Annotated in this window: 16 protein-coding genes; 7 read left to right on the forward strand and 9 right to left on the reverse strand. The window is 70.0% G+C overall.

The window, feature by feature from the left end; all coding sequences use genetic code 11:
* Positions 1-102 precede the first annotated feature (102 nt).
* Both OG293_RS02115 and OG293_RS02120 read left to right on the forward strand, forming a co-directional pair.
* Positions 103-3324: a BTAD domain-containing putative transcriptional regulator gene (locus OG293_RS02115; protein WP_405997018.1), complete on the forward strand. Its 3222-nt coding sequence runs from the start codon at positions 103-105 to the stop codon at positions 3322-3324.
* A gap of 68 nt (positions 3325-3392) precedes the next feature.
* Positions 3393-4805 carry an FAD-binding oxidoreductase gene (locus OG293_RS02120; protein WP_405997019.1) on the forward strand — a complete coding sequence of 471 codons (1413 nt, stop codon included), beginning with the start codon at positions 3393-3395 and terminating at the stop codon, positions 4803-4805.
* A gap of 59 nt (positions 4806-4864) precedes the next feature.
* Here the strand turns inward: OG293_RS02120 and OG293_RS02125 are convergent, their stop codons facing one another.
* From OG293_RS02125 to pgm, 4 genes are all read right to left on the reverse strand, one after another.
* A complete protein-coding gene (locus tag OG293_RS02125; RefSeq protein WP_405997020.1) occupies positions 4865-5641 on the reverse strand; it encodes a hypothetical protein in 777 nt (258 codons plus the stop codon).
* A gap of 13 nt (positions 5642-5654) precedes the next feature.
* On the reverse strand, positions 5655-6074 hold the full coding sequence (locus OG293_RS02130; protein WP_405997021.1) for a hypothetical protein: 420 nt from the start codon (positions 6072-6074) through the stop codon (positions 5655-5657).
* The gene (locus tag OG293_RS02135; protein ID WP_405997022.1) at positions 6071-7918 is read right to left on the reverse strand and encodes a hypothetical protein; all 1848 of its coding nucleotides are present in this window, start codon (positions 7916-7918) and stop codon (positions 6071-6073) included. Before OG293_RS02135 ends, OG293_RS02130 begins: the two co-directional genes overlap by 4 nt.
* A 202-nt stretch (positions 7919-8120) precedes the next feature.
* A complete protein-coding gene (gene pgm / locus OG293_RS02140) occupies positions 8121-9767 on the reverse strand; it encodes a phosphoglucomutase (alpha-D-glucose-1,6-bisphosphate-dependent) (protein ID WP_405997023.1) in 1647 nt (548 codons plus the stop codon).
* Positions 9768-10195: 428 nt separating this feature from the next.
* Here pgm and OG293_RS02145 point away from each other — a divergent pair, with 428 nt between their 5' ends.
* Positions 10196-10642: a hypothetical protein gene (locus OG293_RS02145; protein ID WP_405997024.1), complete on the forward strand. Its 447-nt coding sequence runs from the start codon at positions 10196-10198 to the stop codon at positions 10640-10642.
* A gap of 180 nt (positions 10643-10822) precedes the next feature.
* Positions 10823-11044 (forward strand): hypothetical protein, encoded by a 222-nt coding sequence (locus OG293_RS02150; RefSeq protein ID WP_405997025.1) that lies wholly within the window; start codon positions 10823-10825, stop codon positions 11042-11044.
* 95 nt (positions 11045-11139) lie between these two features.
* Here OG293_RS02150 and OG293_RS02155 read toward each other — a convergent pair whose 3' ends face one another.
* Both OG293_RS02155 and OG293_RS02160 read right to left on the reverse strand, forming a co-directional pair.
* A complete protein-coding gene (locus OG293_RS02155) occupies positions 11140-12264 on the reverse strand; it encodes a polyprenyl synthetase family protein (RefSeq protein ID WP_405997026.1) in 1125 nt (374 codons plus the stop codon).
* Between the two features lie 1379 nt (positions 12265-13643).
* Positions 13644-16478 carry an AAA family ATPase gene (locus OG293_RS02160; RefSeq protein ID WP_405997027.1) on the reverse strand — a complete coding sequence of 945 codons (2835 nt, stop codon included), beginning with the start codon at positions 16476-16478 and terminating at the stop codon, positions 13644-13646.
* A gap of 351 nt (positions 16479-16829) precedes the next feature.
* Between OG293_RS02160 and OG293_RS02165 the strand changes: the two genes are divergently transcribed.
* From OG293_RS02165 to acs, 3 genes are all read left to right on the forward strand, one after another.
* On the forward strand, positions 16830-17195 hold the full coding sequence (locus OG293_RS02165) for a DUF485 domain-containing protein (RefSeq protein WP_405997028.1): 366 nt from the start codon (positions 16830-16832) through the stop codon (positions 17193-17195).
* A gap of 62 nt (positions 17196-17257) precedes the next feature.
* Positions 17258-18832: a cation acetate symporter gene (locus OG293_RS02170; protein ID WP_406003481.1), complete on the forward strand. Its 1575-nt coding sequence runs from the start codon at positions 17258-17260 to the stop codon at positions 18830-18832.
* 68 nt (positions 18833-18900) lie between these two features.
* The gene (gene acs / locus OG293_RS02175; RefSeq protein ID WP_405997029.1) at positions 18901-20859 is read left to right on the forward strand and encodes an acetate--CoA ligase; all 1959 of its coding nucleotides are present in this window, start codon (positions 18901-18903) and stop codon (positions 20857-20859) included.
* Positions 20860-21049: 190 nt separating this feature from the next.
* Here acs and OG293_RS02180 read toward each other — a convergent pair whose 3' ends face one another.
* The 3 genes from OG293_RS02180 to OG293_RS02190 all read right to left on the reverse strand — a co-directional run bounded on the left by OG293_RS02180 (position 21050) and on the right by OG293_RS02190 (position 25827).
* A complete protein-coding gene (locus tag OG293_RS02180) occupies positions 21050-23812 on the reverse strand; it encodes an AAA family ATPase (protein ID WP_405997030.1) in 2763 nt (920 codons plus the stop codon).
* 279 nt (positions 23813-24091) lie between these two features.
* Complete coding sequence (locus OG293_RS02185; protein WP_405997031.1) at positions 24092-25174, reverse strand: polyprenyl synthetase family protein; 1083 nt, start codon at positions 25172-25174, stop codon at positions 24092-24094.
* A 251-nt stretch (positions 25175-25425) separates the two neighbouring features.
* Entirely contained in the window at positions 25426-25827 is a 402-nt protein-coding gene (locus OG293_RS02190; RefSeq protein ID WP_405997032.1) for an ACT domain-containing protein, read from the reverse strand.
* Between the last annotated feature and the right edge of the window lie 3 nt (positions 25828-25830).

Below are 25830 nucleotides of genomic sequence, written 5' to 3' on the forward strand. Positions count from 1 at the left end.
ATCCGCCGGTGAGCGCCGGTCGACTGCATGACCAGCGAGGCCGGGATGGTGACACCGGGCCGACCGGCAGAACCACCCGTTCTCCATAGCCCCTGGGCGGACATGGCCGACGCGGTACGCATTGGACTGCTCGGTGGCTTCCACGTCGCGGTCGCGGACACCGACGTCGCCTCCGGGGTGTGGCGGCTGCGCAAGGCCAGGAGCGTACTGAAGCTACTGGCGCTCACTCCGGGCCACCGGCTCCACCGGGAACGGCTCTGCGACCTGCTGTGGCCGGACCTCGATGAAGCCGCCGCCAACAACAATCTGCACCAGGTGCTGCATGCCGTACGCCGCGCGCTGGCGACCGCCGGGACGCCCGGCGATGTCGTCGTTCTGCGGGACGACATGGTCGTGCTCGGCCCGGACAGCGGTGTCCACGTCGACCTCGACGAACTGGAGCGGGCCGCAGGGCAGGCGGCTGCCGACGGCAGCCCGTCGGACTACCGGGCCGCGCTCGCCCTGGCCGAGCGCGAACTGTTGCCCGAGGACACCTTCGAGCCCTGGACGCAGGAGGCTCGCGACGCGCTCGCCGTGCGGCGCAGCCGACTGAGACTCGGCCTCGCCGAAGCGCTGGAGCAGGAGGGTCGTACCGCCGACGCGGTCGAGGTTCTGCGGGCGCTCGTCGCCGCCGATCCACTGAACGAGCCGGGCCACCGGGCACTCATGCGGGTCTTCGCAGCCGACGGACGGCGCCACGAAGCGCTGACCGCCTACGAGCAGCTGCGCGACGCCCTCCAGGGCGAGGCCGGGTCGGACCCCGACCCGCAGAGCCGGGAGCTCTACCGCACGCTGCTGGTGGGCTCGGTCGAGGAGCCCGCAGAACCTGCTCCACGCCTCCTGCGTCGGCACAATCTGCCGACGCCGATGACCACGTTCATCGGCCGGGAACGAGAGATCGCCGAGGTGGAGGAAGTGCTCTCGCGCAGTCGGCTGCTGACCCTGACGGGGCCTGGCGGCTGCGGCAAGACCCGCCTCGCGCTGGCCGTCGCGGCCCGTCGCGTCGAAACGGTCCGCGACGGTGTGTGGTTCGTCGACCTCGCCGCGCTCACCGACCCCCGGTCCGTTCCGGACGCGGTCGCCGCCGTTCTCGGCATCCAGCTCCCGCAGGGCGAGGGGACTCGGGCGGCACTGGCCGCGCAGATCGCCGGGCGCGAACTGCTGCTCGTGCTCGACAACTGCGAGCATCTGGTCGAGTCGTGCGCCGCCCTCGTCGCGGAGGTGCTGGCCCACTGCCCCCAGGTCGTCGTACTGGCCACCAGTCAGGAGACACTGCATGCCTACGGAGAGCACACCTGGCGGGTGCCGTCCCTGGGACTCCCGGACGTGCTGCGTCTGCCGCCGACCGCCGAACTCGGCCGTTTCCCCTCCGTAGGACTGTTCGTGGAACGAGCCGCGCAGGCCGTGCCCGACTTCCGGCTGAGCCCGGACAATGCGCCCGCCGTCGCCCAGATCTGCTTCAGACTGGACGGGATGCCTCTGGCCCTGGAGCTGGCGGCCGCGTGCGTACGCGTGCTGGCGCCGCGGCAGATCGCCGACCGGCTCGACGACGCTCTCACCCTCCTCGGACAGGGTGGCAGGCCCACGGTGACCCGGCAGCAGACGCTGCTCGCGACGCTGGAGTGGAGCCACCAGCTGCTCGGCCCCGAGGAACGGTTGCTCCTTCGCAGGCTCGCCGTGTTCACCGGCGGCTTCTCGCTGGCAGCGGTGGAGGACGTGTGCGCCGGGGACATCGCCCCCGAGGCGGTGCTCGACCTGCTGGGGCAGCTGGTCGACAAGTCGTTGGTGGCGGTGGACCGCCGAAGCGAGGAGACGCGCTACCGACTGCTGGAGGTCATCCGCCAGTTCGCCCGGGAGCAGTTGCGAGAAGCGGGGGAAGAGGTACGGACGCAGAGCACGCACCGCCGCTACTATCTCGCACTGGCCGAGGCGCACGACCCCGAGCTGACCGCCCGGATCCCGGGCCGGAGCGGGACATCGCTCCCCCTCGAAGCCGACGGCGACAACCTCCGCGCCGCACTGAGGTCGGCCCTCGCGTGCGACCCCGACAGCGCGCTGCGGCTCGCGGTCGCACTGCAACGGTTCTGGGTGGAGCGTGGGCACCTCGCCGAGGGGCAGCGCCAACTGGACGACGCCCTCGCCGCGGCATCGGCGCCGACCCCCCTGCGGGCCCGCGCGCTCTTCGGGCAGGGCATCCTCGCGATCCGGCTCGGTGACGGCTCCCGGCTGGCTTCCATCGGTGCCGAGATCGTGGCGGTCCACCGGGGGCGAGACGACCGGGCGGCACTGGCGTACGCCTGCTACCAGCAGGCGATCCTGCTGTGGATGCGCGGCACCTGGGACGAGGCACGGGACGCGCTCGAGGAGGCATGCGAACTCGCCGACGGCGAACCGACCGTTCTCGCGTCCGCCGAGCACCTGCGAGGCATCTGGGCCGTGTGCCGCGGCCAGGCGAAGGGCGCCCGGGACGCTTTCACGACGTGCCTGCGCCTGCTGTCGGACGTGGACGGCGGAGCCCGGCCGTTCTTCCCGGTCATGACCCCCGGTTACGCGCTCGAGGAGGACTCCGACGGCAGGGTGTCCCTGTTCTTCGAAGAGACCGTACTGATCGGACAACTCGTCGGCCCCGCGCAGGCTCGTGGATACGCACTGTCCAACCTGGCCCGGGCCGCTCGTCTGGACGGTGAAGCGGACGAGGCCACGTCCACAGCCGAACAGAGCCTCGCCTGCTTCCGCGCGCTCGGCGACCAGCACGGCGAGTCGCTGGCTCTCAACACCCTCGGAAACATCGCTCGCACGCTACGGGAGTACGACAGGGCCCGGGCTTACCTCGACTCCGCCCTGCTGATCAGACGCCGGCTCGGCGACCGCCGGGCGGTCGGAGTCACGCTGGGCAACGGCGGCCTGCTCGCCATGGCCGTCGGCGACATCGACGGCGCACGGGTGGCGATCGACCGGGCGCACGCCGGCTTCGAGGACACCGACGACATTCCCGGTGCCATGAACAGCCTGCTCCATCTGGGACTCCTGGCCCGCGCTGCGGGCGATCACGCCACGGCCCGGGCCGTGCTCACCCGCGCCCTGGGGCTCGAAGGCGTGGCCGGGTCGACCTGCGCCACCGGCTGGGTGGAGATCATGCTGTTCCGGCTCGCCGAGGAGGCACACGACCACGACAGCGCCGAGGCATCAGCCGCCCACGCCCTCGGCCTGTTCACCCAGCTGGGCGACACAGCCGGTCTCGCGCACCTGCGCCGGATCCGCCCAGGGCCGCAAAGTCGGCGCTAACCCGGTGCTAAGCGGCACTTCGTACGTTCCTTGATGTCGGAGCACATCCCACTTCAAGGAGAGCGGCCATGTCGATCGAGACTGCACAGGGCGTCCTCGGGGACGCCACCATCGGTGAGCTGGAGGCGGCACTGCGCGGCACCGCGATACGCCCCGGTGACCCGTCGTACGACGAGGCCAGGGCGATCTGGAACGCCGCGCACGACCGCAAGCCGGCTCTGGTGGTGCGCTGCGCCGGGACCGCCGACGTGATCCGGGCGGTCGAGTTCGCCCGCAGCCAGAACCTGCTCATCGCCGTGCGCGGCGGCGCACACAGCATCGCCGGGTTCTCCACCTGCGACGACGGCGTCGTCATCGACCTCTCCGCGATGAAGGGCGCGTGGGTCGACCCCGTACGGCGTCGGGTTCGCGCACAGCCCGGACTGACCTGGGCGGATCTCGACCGCGAGACCCAGGCGTTCGGCCTCGCCCTGACCGGCGGCCTCGTGTCGAGCACCGGCGTCGCGGGATTCACACTGGGCGGCGGTGTGGGCTGGCTTCTGCGCCGTCATGGCCTGGCCTGCGACAATCTGGTCGCGGCCGATGTCGTCACCGCGGACGGCCGGCTGGTGCACGCCAGTGCCGACGAGAACGCCGATCTGTTCTGGGCGCTGCGCGGCGGCGGCGGCAACTTCGGCGTCGTCACGTCGTTCGAGTTCGAGCTTCACCCGGTGGGTCCGGAGGTGCTCGGCGGCCTGATCATCTACGGCGCCGACGAAGCGCGGCAGGTGATCTCCGGATGGCGTGACCTGACGGCGAAGATGCCGGATGAGCTGACGACCCTGGTCAACCTGACCACCGCGCCTCCCCTGCCGTTCCTGCCGGAGGCCGTGCACGGAACCCGGATCGTGGTCGTCGCCGGTTTGTACGCCGGCCCTGTCGAGGCCGGGGAGGCAGCGGTCCGTCCGCTGCGCGCGCTCGGCACCCCGATCGCCGACGTCATGGGCCCCATCCCCTACCTCGGCATGCAGTCACTGCTGGACCCGCTGTGGACGCGTGGCGCGCACAACTACTTCACCTCGGCCTTCATCGAGCCGTCCGACGCGGCGATCGATTCGGTGACTCGCCTGCACCTCACCACACCGACGCCCGCCAGCGAAATCCATCTGCACCAGCTCGGCGGCGCCTTCGGCCGTGTCCCCGAGGGGGCAACCGCCTTCAGCCACCGGGACGCAAGCGTTCTGTGCAATGTGATCGCCCGCTCCCCCGAGCCGGAAGGGTTCGACGGGCACGCCGCGTGGGCACGCGCGACGCGGGGCGAGATCGCGCGGCACGGCGACGGTTCGATGTACGTCAACTTCACGGGTGACGCGACCGAGGACAAGGTCCGCGCCTCGTATCCGGACGCGGTCCACGACCGGCTGGTGCGGGTGAAGGACGAGTACGACCCGGCCAATGTGTTCCGGCTCAACCAGAACATCCGCCCGTCCTCGATGAAGTGACGCGCTGAACCAGCAGGTCCCCGCCAGGAATTCCGTACCCGGCGGGGACCGCGTGGAGATCAGCCGGTCGGTGTCGGACACACGGTGCCCGGAGGGCAGAACCATGTCAGAGCCGTGTCCAGCAGTTCCTGTTCGTCGGCCGAGCCGTCGGCGTCGGAGCCGTAGGCCACCAGGGCGTACCGCTGTCCGTCTTCCGCCTCGAAGCGGTAGTCGATGACATGCCGGGTGAAGCTCTGCGCCTCTCCGGCCACTTCGTCGGCCCGGTACTCGTGTGTGGCCGCCTTTCGGGCAGTGCCCGTCTTCTCCTCCAGGGTGATCACCTGATAACCGTCCAGCTTCCTGGCCTCCGCCTGCGCCGCCTGGAGCGAGGCGTAAGGCGATGTCTCCATCACCGCGAACACCTGCAGGCGCCGTGTTCCGTCGGGGCTGCTGTACTCGACCACGTCCATGCCGTACTGCGACGGGCGGCTGCTGCGCTCCCAGACCGAGGGCACGGCGGACCGGAAGCCCTCCTTGTCCTGCACGATGGCGAAATCCGCCGGAACCGTGGCGGCCGAGGCAGTCTCGGACGACTCCGCCGACGGCTCGTCGGAAGAGCCGTCGTCAAAGGACTCGGTCGCTGTGGGCTGCGGGGGCGCGGCGTCCTCGACCGGCTGCGGCTCGTCCTTCCAGCCCAGCGCCCAGACGAGGAAACAGAGCCCGACCGCGGCGAGCACGGCGACCGCCCGGCGCAACATCTGCCCTTGCTTGGCGGCCTGCATCTGCTGGTCGCCGTCGAACCGTGTTTCCCGCTCGTCGCCGGCCCACTCCTGCCGGTCGACGTCGAATACGCGCATGCTTCTCCGCCCGTCACGCCAGCAGTTGTGCGATGCCCTGGACGACGGCGGTGGCCGAGGCGACCGCTCCCGCCGCGGCGGCATTGCTGCCCAGCCATCCTCGTACCCCCGCCAGCAGTCGCGTCAGACTGCTCCGGGCGGCCGTGCCGTCCCGGACGATCTCGGCCTCCGCCTCGGCGAGTTCACCGTCGAGTGCCCGGTCCTCGGCGCTGGAGTTCTCGCCGGGAAGTGCGCTGCGCATGGCCCGGATGGCATCGAGCAGCTCACTGTGTTCCGGGCTGGGCCCCGCCGTGGTGTTGACCGATGTCGCCACACCGTGCGAGCCCGTGGCGACGGAGCCTCCGCGCATGGCGCCGATGCTCACGTTCCCTCCGCCCGTCTCTCCCCTGCGCTCCGCGGGGCGGGACGGGGTGTCCCCTTCCGTACCGCTCATGCCCTGCTCCCCTCCGTGTCGGGCGCCGCGCCCGTGCGCGGTGCCCCGTTCGTGTGCGACGCACTTCCATGGGTGCCGGTCGACACCGCGCCGCCCGACATCTCGCCGATGAAGACACTGCCGCCGCTGAGTTGGTAGACGTGCTGCTCGAAGCGGTCGGTGCGGTAGCCGTGCTGCTTCAGCGCTTCCCGCATCCCGTTCACGACGCGGTCCTGGATCGTCTTGATGTACCGGGTGACGTCCATCTCCTGGAACGGAGACAACGTCTGCGTACTGGCCTCCTCGCGCAGCGAGACGCGCGGTACGTCGGGAGCCGGGTCGCGATCGGCGGTCTCCGTCCGCACCTGCGCGCCGAAGCCCGCCGCGGCCCCGAGTCCCACCGCGACCCCCGCCGCAGGGGCGTCCCGCAGCGCGCGCACGGCGCCTCGCCACCACTCTTCCGGCAGCTCCTCCATGAGGGCGTCGATCTTCTTGAAGTCCTTGCGCACGGGGCCGAGTACATAGGGCACGACCTCCAGGACGAGCATGTTGCCCTGGGTGTGGACCCGGACCAGCACGGTGACGACGACCTGCTCGTGCCAGGCGCCCACCCTGATACGCAGAAAGACCCGGCGTCCCTCACCGCCCTCGTCCACAGCCTCCTCGCAGTGCCGCTCCACCTGCTGGGGGTCGTACACCGTCGCGCCGCGCCCGTTCGGCCAGCTTCCGTTCTGCGCTCCGCGGCCCGAGCCCAGTTGCAGGGGCTCGTCCCGTTCCACTCCGCCCGGCAGAAACACGAACTCTTCGATCTCCAGGTCGCACAGCCGGTCCCTGCCGGACTCCTTGGCGGATGCTCTGAGCGTCCGCAGTGCGGGCTTGATCATGTCCAGGGCGCTCCGGGCCGTGAGCGGCCGTCCCCACTGGTCGGGCAGGCCGTCTCCGGTGGTCTGGTGCGGTACGCCGTCGGCGGCAGGCTTCGGTGCTGTCTCCGGCTTCAGCTCCAGAGCGAAGGACCAGGGCTTGCGAGGAGACCCGACGCCCACGAACGGGCTGTCCACGTCGTAGAGCGTGAGCGAGGCGGCCTGCTCGCGGCTGATGCTCGCCTGCAAGTCCTCGTACAGCGGTCCTGCCGGCAGAGTGGGCTGAACCGCTTCCCTGAAGGTCCACTTGGACAGCCAGGTGGCAAGAGCGCGCCTGTTCTCCAGCTGATGCCACCAGACCACCAGAGCGATCAGCAGCGGGAAGATCAGGGGGTAAGGGGTCTGGACCGTGCCGTCGAGCACGCCGAAGACGTACCTGATCCAGTAGAAACCCGCGAACAGCCGTGCGCCGACGCCGACCAGGCGTCCGGCGCCCTGCACTGCCTGGGCGACCTGACCGCTCCGCCGGGCGGAGAGGCCGTCCGTTCCCCGCGCGGAGACAGTGGCGGCGAACCACAGCGCCACCGCGACCATGGCGTACAGCTGGGACCAGGGCAGCGGCATGCCTCCGGTGAGGTTCAGGGCCTCGTCCCCGGAGTAGAACGCAGTCAACACGTCCGAGAACTGCACGTCGGCGTCTTCGCCCCACTGGTCCCCCAGCGCGTCCCAGAACGTCACCACATCGCTGACGAAGAATCCGGCCCATACGGCGAGCAGCAGCAGAGCCGTTGTCGTTTCCTGGCGCACGACGCGCAGGGCGTGGGCCAGGACGGGCAGGACGTCCACGCCCAGCGGCGGCGCCACGGGCCGTTCCCGGTGTCCGACCAGTTCGCCGATGACACGGCGCCGGAAGGAGACGTCCAGACAGACGCCGGCGCACAACAGACGGGTGGCCTCGGTGCGGCTGTACGGGCGAGGCGGAAGGTTCTCTCCGGACACGGACATCCCCACTTGATCCGGGCAAGGAACACGCAAGTTACTACCCGCCGAATACGCGCGATGAGGAAATGAGCCGCATATACACCGATCGGGTGAAACTCGGCCGCGTCGGCGTGACCGGTCGTGTTCCGGAGCGGCGGACTCGCCCACGGCCCCCGGGCTGCCTCGACGGCGTGGGAGAGGCCGCCCGCGGCCGGGCGGCCTCCGGCTACGCGGTGCCGCCCAGGCTTTCCTCGACCAACGTGCGTGCCTCCTCCTGCACTTCGGCGAGATGGGACTCCCCGAGGAAGCTCTCCGCATAGATCTTGTAGATCTCCTCGGTACCGGAGGGCCGGGCGGCGAACCAGGCGTTCTCCGTGCAGACCTTCAGCCCGCCGATCGGCGCCCCGCCGGGCGCCTCGGTGAGTACATCGGTGATCGGTTCGCCCGCCAGCCGGTCCGCGCGCACCTGGTCCGCGGAGAGCTTGGCGAGGAGCGCCTTCTGCTCGCGGTCGGCGGGTGCGTCCACGCGGGCGTAGGCGGGCGTTCCGAATTTCTTGGTGAGCGCGCCGTACAACTGCGTGGGGCTGCTGCCGGTGATCGCCGTGATCTCCGCGGCGAGCAGGGCCAGCAGGATTCCGTCCTTGTCCGTCGTCCACACCCGTCCGTCGCGACGCAGGAAGGAAGCCCCCGCGGACTCTTCGCCTCCGAAGGCGATCGAACCGCTGCTCAGTCCGTCCACGAACCATTTGAAGCCGACCGGCACTTCGACGAGTCGACGGCCCAGGTCGGACGCGACCCGGTCGATCATCGAGGAGGACACCAGCGTCTTGCCGACCGCGGCGGTGGCGGGCCAGTCGCTGCGGTGACGGAAGAGGTAGTCGATCGCGACCGCGAGGTAGTGGTTGGGATTCATCAGACCGCCGTCCGGGGTGACGATCCCGTGCCGGTCGGCGTCCGCGTCGTTTCCGGTGGAGACCGTGTACGCGTCCTTGTTGCCGATCAACGAGGCCATCGCGTACGGCGACGAGCAGTCCATCCGGATCCTGCCGTCCCAGTCGAGCGTCATGAATCGCCATGCGGGGTCGACGACCGGGTTCACCACGGTGAGATCGAGACGGTGTGTCTCGGCGATGCGCCCCCAGTACGCCACGGAGGCCCCGCCGAGCGGGTCGGCGCCGATGCGCACCCCGGCCGCGCGCACGGCGTCCAGATCGAGGACGCTCGGCAGATCCTCGACGTAGTGGCCGAGGAAGTCGTAACGCTCAGTGGTGCCGACGGCCAGCGCCCTGGCGTACGCGATGCGGCGCACCCCGGCGAGTCCGGCCTCCAGCAGGGTGTTGGCGCGGTCCTGAATCCAGCCAGTGGCGTCCGATCCCGCCGGGCCGCCGCTCGGCGGGTTGTACTTGAATCCTCCGTCGCGGGGCGGATTGTGGGACGGAGTGACCACGATGCCGTCGGACGCGGGCCGTCCCGAGGCGGCACGGTTGTGGCTGAGGACTGCGTGCGAGACAGCCGGGGTCGGCGTGTAGCCGTCGGCACTGTCGATCAGCACCGTGACGTCGTTGGCGGCCAGTACCTCCAGCGCGGTGGCGCGTGCGGGCTCGGACAGCGCGTGGGTGTCCGCGCCGAGGAACAACGGTCCCGTGATGCCCTGGGATGCCCGGTAATCGCAGATCGCCTGGGTGGTGGCGGCGATATGGTCGTCGTTGAAGGCGGCGTCCAAGGATGAGCCGCGGTGCCCCGAGGTACCGAAGGCGACCCTCTGACCGGCCTCTGCCGGGTCCGGGTGGAGTGTGTAGTACGCCGTCAGAAGCCGCGCCACATCCACGAGCTCGTCAGGCCCGGCCGGCTGACCGGCTCTCGCGTGCACCATACTGATCTCCTCCGATTGACCGCCGTTCCTGCGCCCTATCGTCGTACTTTTCGCGCCCACCCGCCGCAAGGCTCTGTGCCGAACACGGCGGGAAACATCCGGCACTCCATCTCATGGCCGAAGGAGGGTGCCGCCGGGCGCGGATTTCCGGGAGGTCGACGAGGCCCGAGTGGGCCTACCGAAAGGATCGGCGCCCCCGCCGAAAGATCTGGACCTTACGGTGCGTAACCCTGGCCCCGGCGGCGAGACCCTGGTGAGATCGGATCGACCGCTTCGCTGAACGCCGTCGTCCCGGGCCCCAGGCACCGGTACGCGCAGGGCGTTCACTCCATGCGGGCACCCCACCCCGAGGCCGCCGCCATGCCGCCGCGCGGGAGAGCCTTGCGAAGAAGGGACGGGGCCCGCCGTTGACACCCACGGGAACACCCATGACCACCATGCCGCCGTCCGCACCCGCAGAGAACCCTCCGGCAACGGCCGGGGGCGCGCCCGAGGTCCCTCGGACACGGCAGCCGGTGACCGTGCCGTTGCCCGTACCGCCACAGGCGACCTGTGTGCACGCGCCGTCCGACCGGTTCGGCCGCAGCAGCATCGCCGGTGCCATCATCGTCGTTCTCTCCTGTGCCCTCCTGCTCAGCCTGTGCAGTGTGTACGTCCTGGCCACGCGCAGCGCCTCCGCCGCCAACAGCCCAGGCGGGCGGTGCAGGCCGGTGCCTCTTCCGGCCCCCGAACCCCTCGAAGGGTCCGACCCCTGGGAGTCCACCATCCGAACCCCCATCCACCCCAACAACCGGGAGTCGATCGGACGTTCCCCCGGGGACATCCGCGTCCTTCCTCAACCTCGCCGCTACATGCAGATTTCCATGCCTCGATGATGTCCGGACCGTCCGGGACCCCACGCCCCTCTTTCACCCCCCACCGACTGGACTCCCGTCGTGAACAGCGATTCCGTCGCCCGCCTCCCACACGTTCAACCCCGCCTGTGCGGTGATGAATCACCGCACAGGCCCCCATGCCAAGTCGTCCCGCTCCGGCCGGGCAGGCCGCTCATGCCGGTGACAACGCCCGCTCGTGGAAGGCTGACCCGCGGTCTTCTCTGGACCATCGCCTCCCTGCTCACGGCCCTGACCGCAGTCGTCGTCTGGGCCGTGTTCCTCGTCGGGGGTGGCACGACTCTGGTCACCGGGATCGCACTCCTCACCGCACCGTGGGCCTTCGTCTACTGGCTCACGACCCGTCCGCGGGTCCGTGGCCCAAGGGACCGCATCGCTCCCTGAGCGAACGCACGCCCGAGCCCTCGCTTCCGACCGGCGGTACAGCCGGAAAGGGAGCGAGGGCTCGAAGTGTTGCCCGATCGTCGTGCCCGGGATGCTCAGGCGGCACGGGCGGTGACCGATTGGGCCAGAACGCGCAGGTCGTCGACGACCGCTGACGGGAAGGACGCTGTTCGCAGGACTCCCAGCGCCTCGTCCCGCAGACCGCTGATGCGGGCCTCGACCGCCGCGCGGGCGCCCGACTGCTCCATCAGACGACGGGCTTCCGCCTCTCCCGCCGCATCGAGATCCCGGTCGCCGAGCAACTCCCGCAGCCGCGCCGCCTCGTCCGGGGCCACGGCCGCGACGGCGATGGAGGCGAGCAGCGTGCATTTGCCGTCCCTGATGTCCTCACTCCGCGACTTCCCGGTCTTCTCCGGGTCGCCGTACACCCCCAGCAGATCGTCGCGGAGCTGGAAGGCGACCCCCAGGGGCACGGCGAAGTCCCTGAGCTGCTCCCTCACGTCCGCGTCGGCTCCCGCCAGCGCTGCTCCGAGGAGCAGGGGCGTCTCCACGGTGTATCTCGCCGTCTTGTAACGGGCGATGAACAATGCCTCGTCGGCACGCAGCGTGCCCTGATGGGCCGCGGTGAGATCGCGGTACTGTCCGTACGCCGTGGCCGTGCGCATGGCGTCGATCACGGTGCCTGCCGCCTCGCGCTGCTGCGAGGTGAGGCCCGCGGTGTTCACGAGGTGGTCGGACCAGGCCAGGGCGAGATCGCCCAGGAGGATCGTGGCACTGACGCCCAGCCTGACCGCCTCGGGGTGACCGGAGTGAAACCTGGCCAGAGCCCGGTGGGCGGTGGGCCGGCCGCGGCGCAGCTCACTGTCGTCCATGACGTCGTCGTGGAGCAGGGCGCTCGCGTGGAACATCTCCAGGGAGGCGGCGACCCGGATGACGGGCTGCACGGGCCCCTGTCCCCGTGCGGCGTGCCAGCCCGCCACACAGAGGAGCGAGCGCACCCGCTTTCCGCCCTTGAGCACATACGCGTCCATCATGCGCAGCAGTTCCTGGGGCATCGGGGGCTCTCCGTCCATGCCCGAGGCGCGCTCCTCCAAATGCGACCGCAGAACATCCTCCACCTCCTGCCGTATCTGAGCAGGACTCAATTGCAGGGTGCTCTGGGCCGTTGCCGCCACGTGGTTGCCTCCGATGTCGCCTTGGTCGTTCCTGTCATGGCTCATGCGCAACTCCCGGCCCGAACGGAGCTTTTGGCGGACCGTGTTCGCGCGGGGGAAGCGAGAGGGGAAGTGATCAGATCACACCATCCGGGCCGGCTCCCCAGCCAGGGCCACCGACCGAAGAGATGGAAGTCTCGGCCCGAAGAGTGGATGTGACGGTACCGAGTGGTGTCTTCAGGGTGGAGCGCCCATGTGTGACCGAAAAGGACGAGCCGGGCGACCGAAAGATCCGCGGACTTCGGTCGTCGACGCTGGGCCGCGGGTATCCGGGCGTTGTTTGATGGGACTGCCACCAGCTCCTGCCGGACCGCACCTCGGGTGTGAGGGCAGGAAGCGGGGCGGCGCGCACGACGGGCCCGGCCGGTCGCCAAGGCGGCGAGGACGATGTGGGCGCAGAGCATTCCGCACAGAGGAACAGACGGTTACTTGATGAAGCATCATTTGGCGCCACTCGACGTGGCGTCGGGCCCCCGGCGCGGCGGCCGGCGCCGGGCGCTTGTCACCATGACGCTCAGGGTGACCCTCACGGCACTCACCGGATGCACAGGTGCCGACGGCGGGACGGGCGCCGTGACCACGCCGGGACCAGAAGCCCTGCCTGCCTCGCTCTCCGACCAGAAGCTGCGGTGGACGAGATGCGTGACACCGAGGCCCGCCAAGGGGCACGGTGAGGCTTCCTCCCAAGCGCCTCGGAACAGTGAGAGCGCTGCCCGGGACCTCGATTTGATGCGCGAGGCGATGGAAGGCGGAAGCGGCGATCCCATGTTCTCGCTGGTCGGCATCCACTTCGATCGCGACGAACAGGACCGGCGCAGGGCGCTGCGGTACACGAACCGGGCCGACACCTGTGCCGCCGACAGTGGCCGCCCCGCCCGACGTCGCTCGACGCATGACTCGCGTCGAGCGACGTCACCGCCGGGAATGCGCGCCTCTGCGACGGCGGCCCGGCCCCGGGCAAGGCCGGGCACTCTGCGGTGGACGCGGAAAACCCCGTGCCGATCGTCGTTGTCGTCGGCACCACCACAGCCTCGGGCGCCTCATCCATGAAGGCCAGGCCTACGGCGGCTATCTGACCGGCAACCCGTGCCTGACCGATCTCGACGATCTCTACCTCTTGGAGGGCAAGCCGCCCTCCAAGGGCGCCAGCTGCCTGTAGCGCACCGCACAGACAGCCCCGAGCTGCCGTCTCGGCCCCACTCCCCCGGGGCCGGGACGGCTCCCCCTCAAAAGCAACACCCCCGCCAGAAACACCCCCTGCCCGCGCCACACCGCACAGGCAGCCCCCAACTGCCGTCTCGGCCCCACTCCCCCGGGGCCGGGACGGCTCCCATCCAGACCCGTTCCCCGTGGCCAGCGCGCGGGACCAGCCCGGCCGGAAGGGCTCAGCTCAGAGCCTCCGTCAGTCCCTGGCGACCCTTGATACCGAGCTTGCCGTAGACATGCGTGAGGTGGATCTCCACAGTCCGCAGACCCACGAAGAGGTGTGCCGCGATCTCCCGGTTGGTCATTCCGCCCGCTGCCAGATCGGCCACCCGGCGCTCGGTCGGCGTGAGCGCGTCCACTCCTTGAAATGTGCGAGTACGGGGACGGTCGCCGATGGCCCGCAGATCACGCAGTGCTGCCTCCGCCACCACGGAGACGCTGCATTCGTGGGCGAGGCTCACCGCCTCCTGAAGATCGACACGTCCCTCCGCGATCCGGTCGGAGCGCACCGCCAGGGCCCCTCGGTCCGCGAGCGCCTGCGCGTACCGGACGCGGGCAGGCGAAGTCTCCAGGACGCGCACGGACTCGTCGAGCATCCGCAGCCCCTCCGTCCCGCCGGTGACCAGCCCGAGGGCGCGCAGCGCTGTCCCTCTCATCTCGGGCACGTCCCACCGCTTGGCGAGGGCTACCTCCTCCTCCGCGAGCTTGAGCGCTTCCTCGGTCCGGCCGAGGCGGGCGTAGATCAGCGCGGCCTCGGACCGCCAGGGGTAGAACCCGGGGGCGGGCATCCTGCGGGCCTTGGTGCGGGCCCCGCAGTCCAGGAAGTCCGCGAGTGCCTCCTCCAGTCGGCCTTGTGCGGTGCGCAGCCATCCCCGGACCATCAGGGGATAGTCACTGGTCCAGTACGGCGGGAGCTGTCCGTTCATGCCGCTGCGCTCCAGCAGCGACTCGGCCTCCTCGGTGCGGCTCTGCCGGGCGAGCGCCTCGACGAGGGTGGCGATGGCGAAGACGGTGTGCGTCGACCCGAGCGGCACCCCGACCTCCAGCAGGGATTCCAGGGCGGCTTCGGCGTCGGCCTGGCACTCCAGGGTGCGGCCCATACGGGAGTTGGCGTTGCCCCGGGTGGCGATGGCATGCGAGTACTGGAAGACCGCACCGCGGGCACGCGCTTCGTCGATGGCCGCTTCGGCATAGTCGTGGGCGAGGTCGGGCCTGCCCGCCGCGCCGAGGGCGAGGAGCGCGCAGTGGTAGACCACCGACTCGTCGTCTGCGGGCGAGAGCCCGTTGCTCAACGCCAGCCGGGCCAGGCGGACCACCTCTTCCGGCCCCTCCCCCATCATGGCCCCGCGCAGACTGAGGAGCGCGGCCAGCGGACGTGCGACAGCCTCGTCCTGCGCCTCGGTCATGGCCAGGGCCATCAGCCGGGGATACGCACGCGCGGCAGAGCTGATTTCGACCAGGCTGACGAAGAGGAAGTCGATCTCCAGGCGGAGCGCGTACGAGGGATCGACCGGGCGGATGGCCGCACTGGTGCGTTCCAGTACCTGCCGGGCATCGAGGAAGCGGTCGACGGCGAACAGGGCACCGGCCAGCCGACGGGCGGCGGAGGTCTGCTCCATGGGGCACTTGCTGAGCTGGAGACTGCGCCGCAGCTCCTCGACGGCAGAGGGGACGCTGGACTCCAACTCGGCCTCGCCGAGCAGGGAAAGGACCTCTGCGAGCTCCTCCACTTCCATCGCTTCACGCAGGGCGCACCGCAGATAGGCGGCGGCCCGGTCGGGCGCGCCGGCGTCGGTCGCCTCCACCGCGGCCCGGCGCAGCACCTCGTTGGCCGAGGGCTGACCGGGTCCGCAGTGCAGCAGATGGTGGGCGACCCGTTCCGGTGGGGCGGCGCGGCCGAGCAGGAACTGGGCGGCGCGGGCGTGGATCTCCTGGCGCCTGCTCGGCGGGACGGACTGTTTGACGGCTGCGCCGAGCAGCGAGGCGGCGATACCGACCCCCTGGTCACCGCGGTGCAGGACTCCGGCACGTACGAGGGTGTGCACGGCGTCCTCGGCAGCGGGCTGGGGCATGGCCGTGACCTCGGCCACCAGTTCCACCGGCTGGTCGGAACCGAGGACGGCGACGGCGCGGGCCACGGTCTCGCAATGGGCTCCGATCTCGCGGATCACCGAGCCCACGGCGAGGGCGAGTTCGGGCAGCAGTGCGCCCATGGCCGCCGACAGGGGCTGCTCACCGCGCGCCATCGCGCGAGTTCGGTCGGGGGACGCGGCGGCCAGGACGCCGAGGAGAGAGCGCAGAAGGAAGTGGTTGCCGTCCGTGGCTTCCCGGCAGATGTCTACGAAGTCCCGTTCGGGTCGGTAGCCGAGGGCCCGGTCGAGGAGGGTGGTGACGGTCTCGGAGGTGATCGGGGACAGGCTGATCTGATGGCGGAAGAGCGGCAGCACGGCGCCGAGCACGACCTCATCCAGTGCGTCGCCGGGGCCGAGCGAGGCGATGACGACCGGCGGCGAGCCATCCGCGCGGCGCATCAGCCGTCGGAGCATGCGCAGCGAGTCGGCGTCCGCCCACTGGAGGTCGTCCACGCAGAGCAGAGGCCGCCGGTCGTGGGCGACGAGTTCGGCGACGAGCGCTTCCAGGCTCCGGGGGAGGGCGTCGCCCTGCGCGTGCACGGCCCGTGCGTGAGCGCCGGGTCCCGCCGGCGCGGCTTCGAGCAGTTGGCGCAGCACCGCGTGGTCCTTGCCGCTCTCACCCGGATCGGCCCAGGCCGCGAGCACTGTCCGGCCGTCGGCCCGCGCCTCGTCCAGGAGCGTGCGCAGAAGACCGCTCTTGCCGCTCCCGTGGCCGCCCCGCACGAGAACGAACATATGGTCACTTTCTGTGATCGCCGAACTCCCCCCGGCCGCGCCCGGGAACGCGCCGGCATGCATCCCGAGCAAGGCGCGCAGTTCGGCGAGTTCGACTTCGCGGCCGATCGGATCGGGGATCAGACCCATGGACGACGTGAGACTCACAGCGCACCCGCCGACCCTGACGCGGCGGACGAATGTGCTGCGTACTGCATATGTGTGGCTCTTCCTCTAGATGACGATCGCGGCCGGACGCCGCTGTCAGATTGTCGCACCGAGACCCGAATGGACCCACCGAAAGAACTGGCATTCCCGCCGAAAGATCTAGACCTTACGGTGGGTAGCGCTGGCCAGGGCCGCCGGGGTGCTGATGGGATCGGACCGACCGTGTCGGTGGACGCTACCGTCCGTGCTCGCCGTCGGCTGAAGGGCCGGTTGGCACCCGCTTCGGGTACGGCCTCGGTGGCATCAGCACGCACCACCGTTGTTCAGCCTCAGCAGCACATACGGAGATCAATGACCAGTCCGACCGAACCGTCCGAGACTTCGCCGTACGCGGAGATACACGAGACCGAGAGCTTCACCGAACTCCGCACCCGTTTCCGCCGGTTCGCCTTTTCCATGACCGGTGCCTTCCTTCTCTTCTATGTGAGCTATGTCCTTCTGTGCACCTACGCGCCCGGGCTGGTGGCCACCAAGCTCGTGGGGAATCTGAACCTCGCGCTGCTGCTGGGTCTGGCGCAGTTCGCCTCCACTTTCCTGATCGCCTGGCTCTACACGCGGTACGCGAAGGCGCGGCTCGACCCGCTGGCCGACTCGCTGCGGTACGCCTCGCTCGCGCCCGGCCACGATCTGGTCGTTCTCTCGCGAGGTGACGGGTGAACGGCATCGCACACGTTCCGGCCGTCTCGCTCGCCTCGTCCAGCGCCTCGCAGAACCGCACGATGATCATCGCCCTGTTCCTGCTCTTCGTCGCCGTCACCCTGGGCATCACCGTCTGGGCCGGCAGGAAGAACAAGGACGCCACCGACTTCTACGCCGGCGGGCGCTCCTTCAGCGGATTCCAGAACGGACTCGCCATCTCGGGCGACTACATGTCCGCGGCGTCCTTCCTCGGTATCACCGGATCCATCGCGCTCTTCGGCTACGACGGTTTCCTCTACTCGGTCGGATTCCTGGTCGCCTGGCTGGTGGCCCTGCTGCTCGTCGCCGAACCGCTGCGCAACAGCGGGCGGTTCACCATGGCGGACATCCTTGCGTTCCGGATGCGGCAGCGGCCGGTCCGTACCGCCGCCGGTGTCTCCACCATCGTGGTCTCCATCGTGTACCTGCTGGCCCAGATGGTGGGTGCGGGCTCGCTGGTCGCGCTGCTGCTCGGGGTCTCCGGCGACGACGCCAAGAAGTGGATCATCCTGGGCGTCGGCGCGCTGATGATCCTTTACGTCACCATCGGCGGGATGAAGGGCACCACCTGGGTGCAGATCATCAAGGCCGGCCTGCTCATGGCCGGCGCGCTGCTGCTGACCGTCCTGGTCATGAACCGTTTCGGCTGGAACCTTTCGTCCCTGCTCGGTTCGGCCGCCGACGCCAGCGGCAAGGGCGATGCCTTCCTCGAACCGGGACTCAAGTACGGCATCAGCTCGCTGACCCGGCTGGACTTCGTCAGCCTCGGCCTCGCCCTCGTCCTGGGGACGGCCGGACTGCCGCACATCCTGGTCCGCTTCTACACCGTGCCCTCGGCCCGTGCCGCACGCACGTCGGTGAACTGGGCCATCGGGGTCATCGGTTTCTTCTATCTGATGACCATCGCGCTCGGCTTCGGTGCCGCGGCGCTGATCGGACCCGACGCGATCAAGGCGTCCAACCCGGCCGGCACGACAGCCGCCCTGATGCTCGCCGAAGAACTGGGCGGCGGCGCGGCGTCCACCACCGGGGCACTGCTGCTCGCCGTCATCTCGGCGGTCGCCTTCGCCACCATTCTCGCTGTTGTCGCCGGTCTGACCCTGGCCTCCTCGGCGTCCTTCGCCCATGACCTGTACGCCCATGTCGTACGCAAGGGCCAGGCGAGCGAGAAGCAGGAGGTGCGAGTGGCCCGCTGGGCGGCCGTGGCGATCGGAGCGATCGCGGTGACGCTGAGCATGTACGCCGACAAGCTCAACACGGCGGCCCTGGTGGCGCTCGCCTTCGCGGTCGCGGCCTCCGCCAATGTGCCGACCATTCTCTACAGCCTCTTCTGGAAGCGCTTCACCACGACGGGGGCACTCTGCAGCATCTACGGCGGACTGGCTTCCTCCGTACTGTTGGTGCTCTTCTCACCCGTGGTCTCCGGCAAGCCGACCTCCATGTTCCCGGGCGCGGACTTCCACCTCTTCCCATTGGAGAACCCCGGTCTGGTCTCGATCCCGCTGGGCTTCCTCCTCGGCTGGCTCGGCACGGTTCTCTCCCGGCCCGACGAGCGGGGCGCGGAGAAGCACGCCGAGCTGGAGATCCGCTCCCTGACGGGCATCGGCGCCAACTGACCCCCGCCGTGCCGACTTTCAGATTCCATAGATCATTTTTTGAGCACCACAGCCTGAGGAGTACGAAGTTGAGTAACGAGAGCCTGGCCAACCTGCTCAAGGAGGAGCGGCGGTTTGTTCCGCCGGCGGAGCTGGCCGCGAGCGCCAATGTGACGGCGGAGGCGTATGAGCAGGCTGAGGCGGACCGGCTTGGCTTCTGGGCGGAGCAGGCGCGGCGGCTGAGCTGGGTGAGTGAGCCGGTGGAGACTCTTGACTGGAGTAATCCGCCGTTCGCGAAGTGGTTCGCCGACGGCACTTTGAATGTCGCGTACAACTGTGTGGACCGTCATGTGGAGGCGGGTCACGGTGACCGGGTGGCGATCCATTTCGAGGGTGAGCCGGGCGACAGCCGCTCGCTGACCTACGCGCAGCTGAAGGACGAGGTGTGCCGGGCGGCGAACGCGCTGACCGAGCTCGGTATCGGTGCGGGTGACCGGGTGGCGGTGTATCTGCCGATGATTCCCGAGGCGGCCGTCGCGATGCTGGCGTGTGCCCGGATCGGTGCCGCGCACTCGGTGGTGTTCGGCGGGTTCTCCGCGGACGCGGTCGCCTCCCGTATCCAGGACGCCGACGCCAGGCTGGTCATCACCGCCGACGGCGGCTACCGCCGCGGCAAGCCGTCCGCCCTCAAGCCCGCCATCGACGAAGCCGTCACCAAATGCCCCCAGGTCGAACACGTCCTGGTCGTCCGCCGCACCGGCCAGGACGTCACCTGGGACGACGGCCGGGACGTGTGGTGGCACGACATCGTCGCCGGCCAGTCCGCCGAGCACACCCCGCAGGCGTTCGGGGCCGAGCACCCGCTGTTCATCCTCTACACCTCCGGCACCACCGGAAAGCCGAAGGGCATCCTGCACACCTCCGGCGGCTACCTCACCCAGGCGGCCTACACCCACCACGCCGTCTTCGACCTCAAACCCGACACCGACGTCTACTGGTGCACCGCCGACATCGGCTGGGTCACCGGACACTCCTACATCGTCTACGGCCCCCTCGCCAACGGCGCCACCCAGGTCATGTACGAGGGCACCCCCGACACCCCCCACCAGGGCCGGTTCTGGGAAATCATCCAGAAGTACGCCGTCACCATCCTCTACACCGCACCCACCGCGATCCGCACCTTCATGAAGTGGGGCGACGACATCCCCGCCGCGTTCGACCTGACCAGCCTGCGCATCCTCGGCTCGGTCGGCGAACCCATCAACCCCGAAGCCTGGATCTGGTACCGCGAACACATCGGCGCCGGCAAGACCCCCATCGTCGACACCTGGTGGCAGACCGAGACCGGCGCCATGATGATCTCCCCCCTCCCCGGCGTCACCGCCACCAAACCCGGCTCCGCCCAACGCGCCCTGCCCGGCATCTGCGCCACCGTCGTCGACGACGAAGCACACGAAGTCCCCGACGGCGGCGGCGGCTACCTCGTCCTCACCCAGCCCTGGCCCTCCATGCTCCGCACCATCTGGGGCGACGACCAGCGCTACATCGACACCTACTGGTCCCGCTTCAAAGGCAAGTACTTCGCCGGCGACGGCGCCAAGAAGGACGACGACGGCGACATCTGGCTCCTCGGCCGCGTCGACGACGTCATGCTCGTCTCCGGCCACAACATCTCCACCACCGAAGTCGAATCCGCCCTCGTCTCCCACCCGTCCGTGGCCGAAGCCGCCGTCGTCGGCGCCACCGACCCCACCACCGGCCAGGCCATCGTCGCCTTCGTCATCCTCCGCGGCACGGCGAACGCCGACGACAAGGGACTGGTAGCAGACCTCCGCAGCCACGTCGGCTCCGTCCTCGGACCGATCGCCAAGCCCCAGCGGATCCTCCCCGTCACCGAGCTCCCCAAGACCCGCTCCGGCAAGATCATGCGACGCCTCCTCCGCGATGTCGCCGAAAACCGCCAGCTCGGCGACGTCACCACCCTCACCGACTCCTCCGTCATGGACCTCATCCAGACCCAGCTCCCCACCGCGGCAAGCGAGGACTGAGACGGTCCGCCGGAGCACTCCAGTCCTCGGGGAACATCTGAGCGGAGTGGACCATGAGCAGAATGCCGGGCACCACCATCCATGGCTGCCCGGCATTCTGCTGCCTGCTGTTCCTTGCGGTGGCCAGGCACGGGAGACAACCCGCGCACCGGACCCGCTGGCCGACAGGGCCTGATCCCAAGGGCAGGCCCTATCCCGACAGCGCTTCCGCCAGTCCGGCCCGGCCGCTGATGCCGAGCTTGTGGTACGCCTTGCTGAGGTGGACCTCGACGGTACGCAGGCCGACGAAGAGCCGCGCCGCGATCTCCTTGTTGGTCAGTCCCTCGGCGGCCAGCTCCGCGACTCTCAGTTCCGACCGGGTCAGGGTCCCCGCCCCGTGCGCATCGGCGACCGGGGAATCAGGACGGAAGCCGCTGGCCCTCAGTTCTTCCTGAGCGGACTCGGCCACCAACATCGCCCCGCACTGCTGCGCCACGCTCACTGCCTGACGCAGCAGGCCCCGCGCGCTCGAAGACCCCCCGTTCTGACGCGTCAGCGCCCCGCAGTCGGCCAGGGCCTGCGCGTAGGAGTAGCGCGCGGTCGACGGTTCCAGCAGCCCGATGGCCTCACTGAGGAGGTCGATACCCGCCGAGCCGCCTTGGACGACACCCAGGACACGCAGGGCGATGCCCCTGAACTCCGGTACCCCCCAAGCCTGGGCGAGTGAGACCTCTTCCTCGGCGAGAGCCAGCGCCTGTTGCTTCTCACCGAGGGCGGCATGGGCCAGCGCGGCCTCGGAACGCCAGGGCAGCACAGCCGGTCCGGCCATCCGGCGGGTTCGTGCCCGGTCTCCGGCATGCAGGAAGTCGGCAAGGCCTTCCCGCACCCGGCCCTGGGCCATGCGCAGCCGACCGCGCACCAGCGCGGTGAAGTCATTGGTCCAGTGCCGGTTGAGGCGGCCGTTCAGTCCGTGCTCGACGAGCAGTTGTTCGGCCTCGTCGGTGCGGCCCAGTTTGACCAGCGCATCCGTCAGCATGGCGACACTGTGGCTGGTGGTCGGACCCGCGCCGACACCTCGCAGCGTCTCAACAGCGGCGCGGGCGTCCGCCTCGCAGCCGCGCACATTGCCGAGGCGGTAGTAGACCCCGGCGCGCAGCGTGGAGGTGTATGCGTAGCTGAGGGCAGAGCTCCGCTCACGGACCGCCTCCAGGCATGCGTCGACACGGGTGAACGCAAGATCGGACCGGCCCGCGACCGCCAGCGCCAGGACGGCGGCGGAGTAGACGTAGGATTCGTCGTCCTGCGGACAGACGCCTTCGGCCAGGGCCTGTTGAGCGTACGAGATCGCTTCCTCGGGGCTGCCACCGTCCATGATCGAACGGAACGAGAGCAGCGCGGCGAGCGGACGCTGGACGCGGGTGCCCGCGGCTTCGGCGAGGTCCATCGCCATCAGCCGGGGCATGCCCGCCGCGGCGGTGCAGGTCCGGCCCAGCTGGGCGTAGACCAGGTCGATCTCCAGGCGCAGGGCGTCCAAAGGGCTGGCCGGACGGATCCGCTCGCCGACCTGCCGCAGCACCTCGATCCCCTCCGAGTAGCGGTCCAGGGTGAAGAGGGCCGCGGCCAGCGAGCGCGCCGCCGCGGCCCGTTCGCCCGGTGCGGTGGCGAGGTCGAGGCTGCGCCGGAGACTGTTCACCGCGGTGGGTACGCAGCGGGTGAGCTCGACCTCGCCGACGGAAACGAGGACCTGGGCCCGCACCCGCTCCGGGAGCGGTTCGCGCAGGGCACGCCGCAGACAGGCGAGGGCGGCGCCGCGGTCGCCTCGGGCCTCCGCGTCGTCGGCGGCTCGGAGCAGGGCGTCGACCGTCCAGTCCTGGCCCAGCGGACCGTTCAGCAGATGAGGCATGACGACATCCCAGGCTGCGCCCTCGTCGATGAGGAACCGCGCCGCGCGGGCGTGGAATTCCAGACGGCGACTGGGCAGGACCTCGTTGGCGATGGCCACGGCCAGGACCGGGCAGGTAAAGGCGATGCCGCCGTCGACCAGGGCCATGAGCCCGGCGCCGACGAGTGTGTGCAGGCCGTCCTCGACCGTGGGCCCGGGCATTCCGGTCGCGTGAGCCAGCAGAGCAGCGGCCGGGACCAGGCACTCGCCCCTCAGGTCGGCGTCCGGGCCCGGGGGGCCCGTCAGTACGGCGGCGGCAACGGCGGTGGTGCCCACGTCGGGGCCGGCGCCGCGCAGTGTGGCGTGCACGGTGCGTCCGACCTCGGCGGGCACATGGCGGGCGAGATCGGCTGCGGTGTCGGCTCGGGGTGCCGCTCCATGGGTGCGTATCGAGCGGAGGAGGGCGTGCAGCAGGGCGGGGACGCCGCCGGTCGCGGTACGGCAGGCAGTCACGAAGCCCGGTTCGGGCTCCGTCCCGAATATCGCCCGCGCCAGTTCGCCGACCTCCGCCTCGCCGAGCGGCGAGAGCCAGATGCGATGCCGGAAAAGGGGCAGAAGCGCACCGATCTCATGGTTGTCGCAATCCTTCTGCCCCGGCCCCATGGTGGCGATCACGGTGATCCGCAGACCGTCCAGTCGGCGAAGCAGTCTGCCCAGCCACAGGACCGAGGCCGTGTCGGCCCACTGGAGGTCGTCGACGGCAAGGACGACCCTGCGGTCGGAACGGCCCAGGGCGGCCACGGCGCGGTACGGAGCATCGTGGTCGGCGACGGCGGCCGTGACGTGTTCGTCCAGCTCTTCGTCCGCCGCATGCTCGAACAGCTGGTGGACGACGCCGAATTCGGTCCCCGTGTCGAGAGAGTCTCCAGTCGCGCACAGGACGAGATGGCCATCGGCCCTCGCCGTGCGCAACACCCGCCGGAGCAGCGCGCTCTTACCGATGCCGCTGCTCCCCCGCACGATCACCGCCGTTCCGGGTGCAGCGAATCCGGTCAGCTCACCCAGTACCTCGAGCTCGTGTTGTCGTCCCATCAGCACGCTCTGTTTGCCCCGTAGTCATGCCACAACCCCACGGTCACACCCCGGTCAGGGGAGAGACCGTGAAACCAGCCAGTAAGCCATTGGCCCAAGTATGACGCTCCGTGATGGAAACAAGGGTCGGCCACGCCGGGGATGAGACCAATTCCTCAGCACCTTCACATCCTCGCGGGCCGGTTCCCCGAACCCCGCGTAGCGCAAGAATCCTCCGCAGCGGCACTCCATGGCGCCGGAAACCGGCCGATGAGGCCCCTCCGAAGGCGACGAGCGAGGTCACAGAGTGCGGTGCATGCTCCACAGGGGAAGACTCTCGAAGAAATCGACGGCAGGCTCCCGCCAGTGCCCCCGCCAGGACGCGGCCTCCGCTGACGCCTGCTCCGCGACACTGCGGATACGGGCCCGCAATATCTGGTCGACACCGAGTCGGCAGGCCATGTCCCGGACCGTGTCGACGGCTTCCCGGGCGCGGCACTGGTCCCGAAGGGCGGTGTCCACCAGCGCCCTGTCCTGCGGACCGGCCGCGTCCAGAAGGGCCCGGACCGCATAGTTGCGGCGGCCTTCACGTATGTCGGAGCCCGTCGCCTTGCCGACCACCTTCTCGTCCCCGAACAGGTCAAGGTAGTCGTCGTGCATCTGCTCGTAGATCCCGCAGAGTGTCGCGTAGCGGCGAAGGGTTGCGTCGTGTGCGGAGAAGTCCGCGCCCGCGGCCAGCAGTCCCAGCCGCAGGGGCGCGAGGACGGAGTAGCGGGTGGTCTTGTACTCCGTGACCGAGTCCAGGATCTCCACGCTCGCGTCGGGTTCGAAGTCCCGTTCCACGTCCACGATTTGACCGACGACGCTGTCGGCTGCCGCCTGCGCGTGGACAACGGCCATGGCCCGGCACACTTCCGCGGGCGCCCGGGCGGACAGCAGGACCTGCACGGACAGGAAGGCGGCCAGGTCCCCTGCCAGCACGGTCAGCCCCAGCGCGGTGCGCTCACGGTCGGGGAACTTCGCACGGTATGCGTAGTACGTCGAAGGACCGCCGCGGCGCACGGGTCCGTCGTCGATGATGTCGTCGTGGATCAGTCCATGGGTCTGCAGCAGCTCGATGCTGAGCGCCGCCGCATCCAGCGCGGGCGGGTGCTCGTCGGTCACCAGACGGCCCGCCTCGTACAGGACGGCCACCCTCAGGCGCTTGCCGCCTCGCAGGCTGTGATCCTCCAGCAGGTCGAGGCAGGCGGGTGTGAACCTGCTCCACGACGGAGCGTCGAAGTCCTCGCGCAGGGAGGTGAAGTACTCCTGGAACAGGCCGTTGAACCGCGCCCGGTGCGCGGCCCAGCACTCCTGGGGACCGGTATGGGCCGTGTCGGTCATCTCGGATCACCTCCGCTGCGTCGTGGCACGGCACAGGCCGCGCGGTGGATCGCGATGCGGGCAGGCTGCGCAGCGCCGCGTCCGCGGCGGGCGGGGAGCCGGACGCCGTCCAGGACGCGCGGGCACTGCCGGTAGCGGTAAGCGATCTTTCTCTGCGACATCCTCTCGCACCCGGGCGGCGTCAAGGACACCGCGGTGCGGGAGCACGGCAGGGGCGTCGGGCCTCGGCGGGCGGACGGTGCGACCACGGGTCAGGCAGATCGGCGGGCGAGGTCCTCCAGCAGGTCGACCGCCTCGGCCGCACGCTCGTAGGGGACGAAGAGGTGGTCGTGGTGGAGTCCGGCCACGACGTTGCAGCTCAGTCCGGCCGCGGCGAGCTCCTGCGCCACCGCGGCGGTCAGGCCCACGGCGTCCAGCGCCGAGTGGACCCGCAGGGTGATCCACCCCGCCACATAGTCGTACGCGAGACCTGCCGTGTCGGCCTCTTCCATCGCCGCCACCAGCGCCAGGCCCTCCGGCTCCGCGACCGTGACGACGGGTGACACACCAGGAGGGACGCCGGTACCCGACGCGGTGGTGAAGACGTACCGTCCCGGGTTCAGCACGGGGCGCATTCTGCTCAGCAGAATCCGCAGGTCTCTCTCGCCGCTCACGAT

Origin of the sequence: Streptomyces sp. NBC_00829, from assembly GCF_045161795.1 — a bacterium.
Lineage (GTDB): Bacteria > Actinomycetota > Actinomycetes > Streptomycetales > Streptomycetaceae > Streptomyces.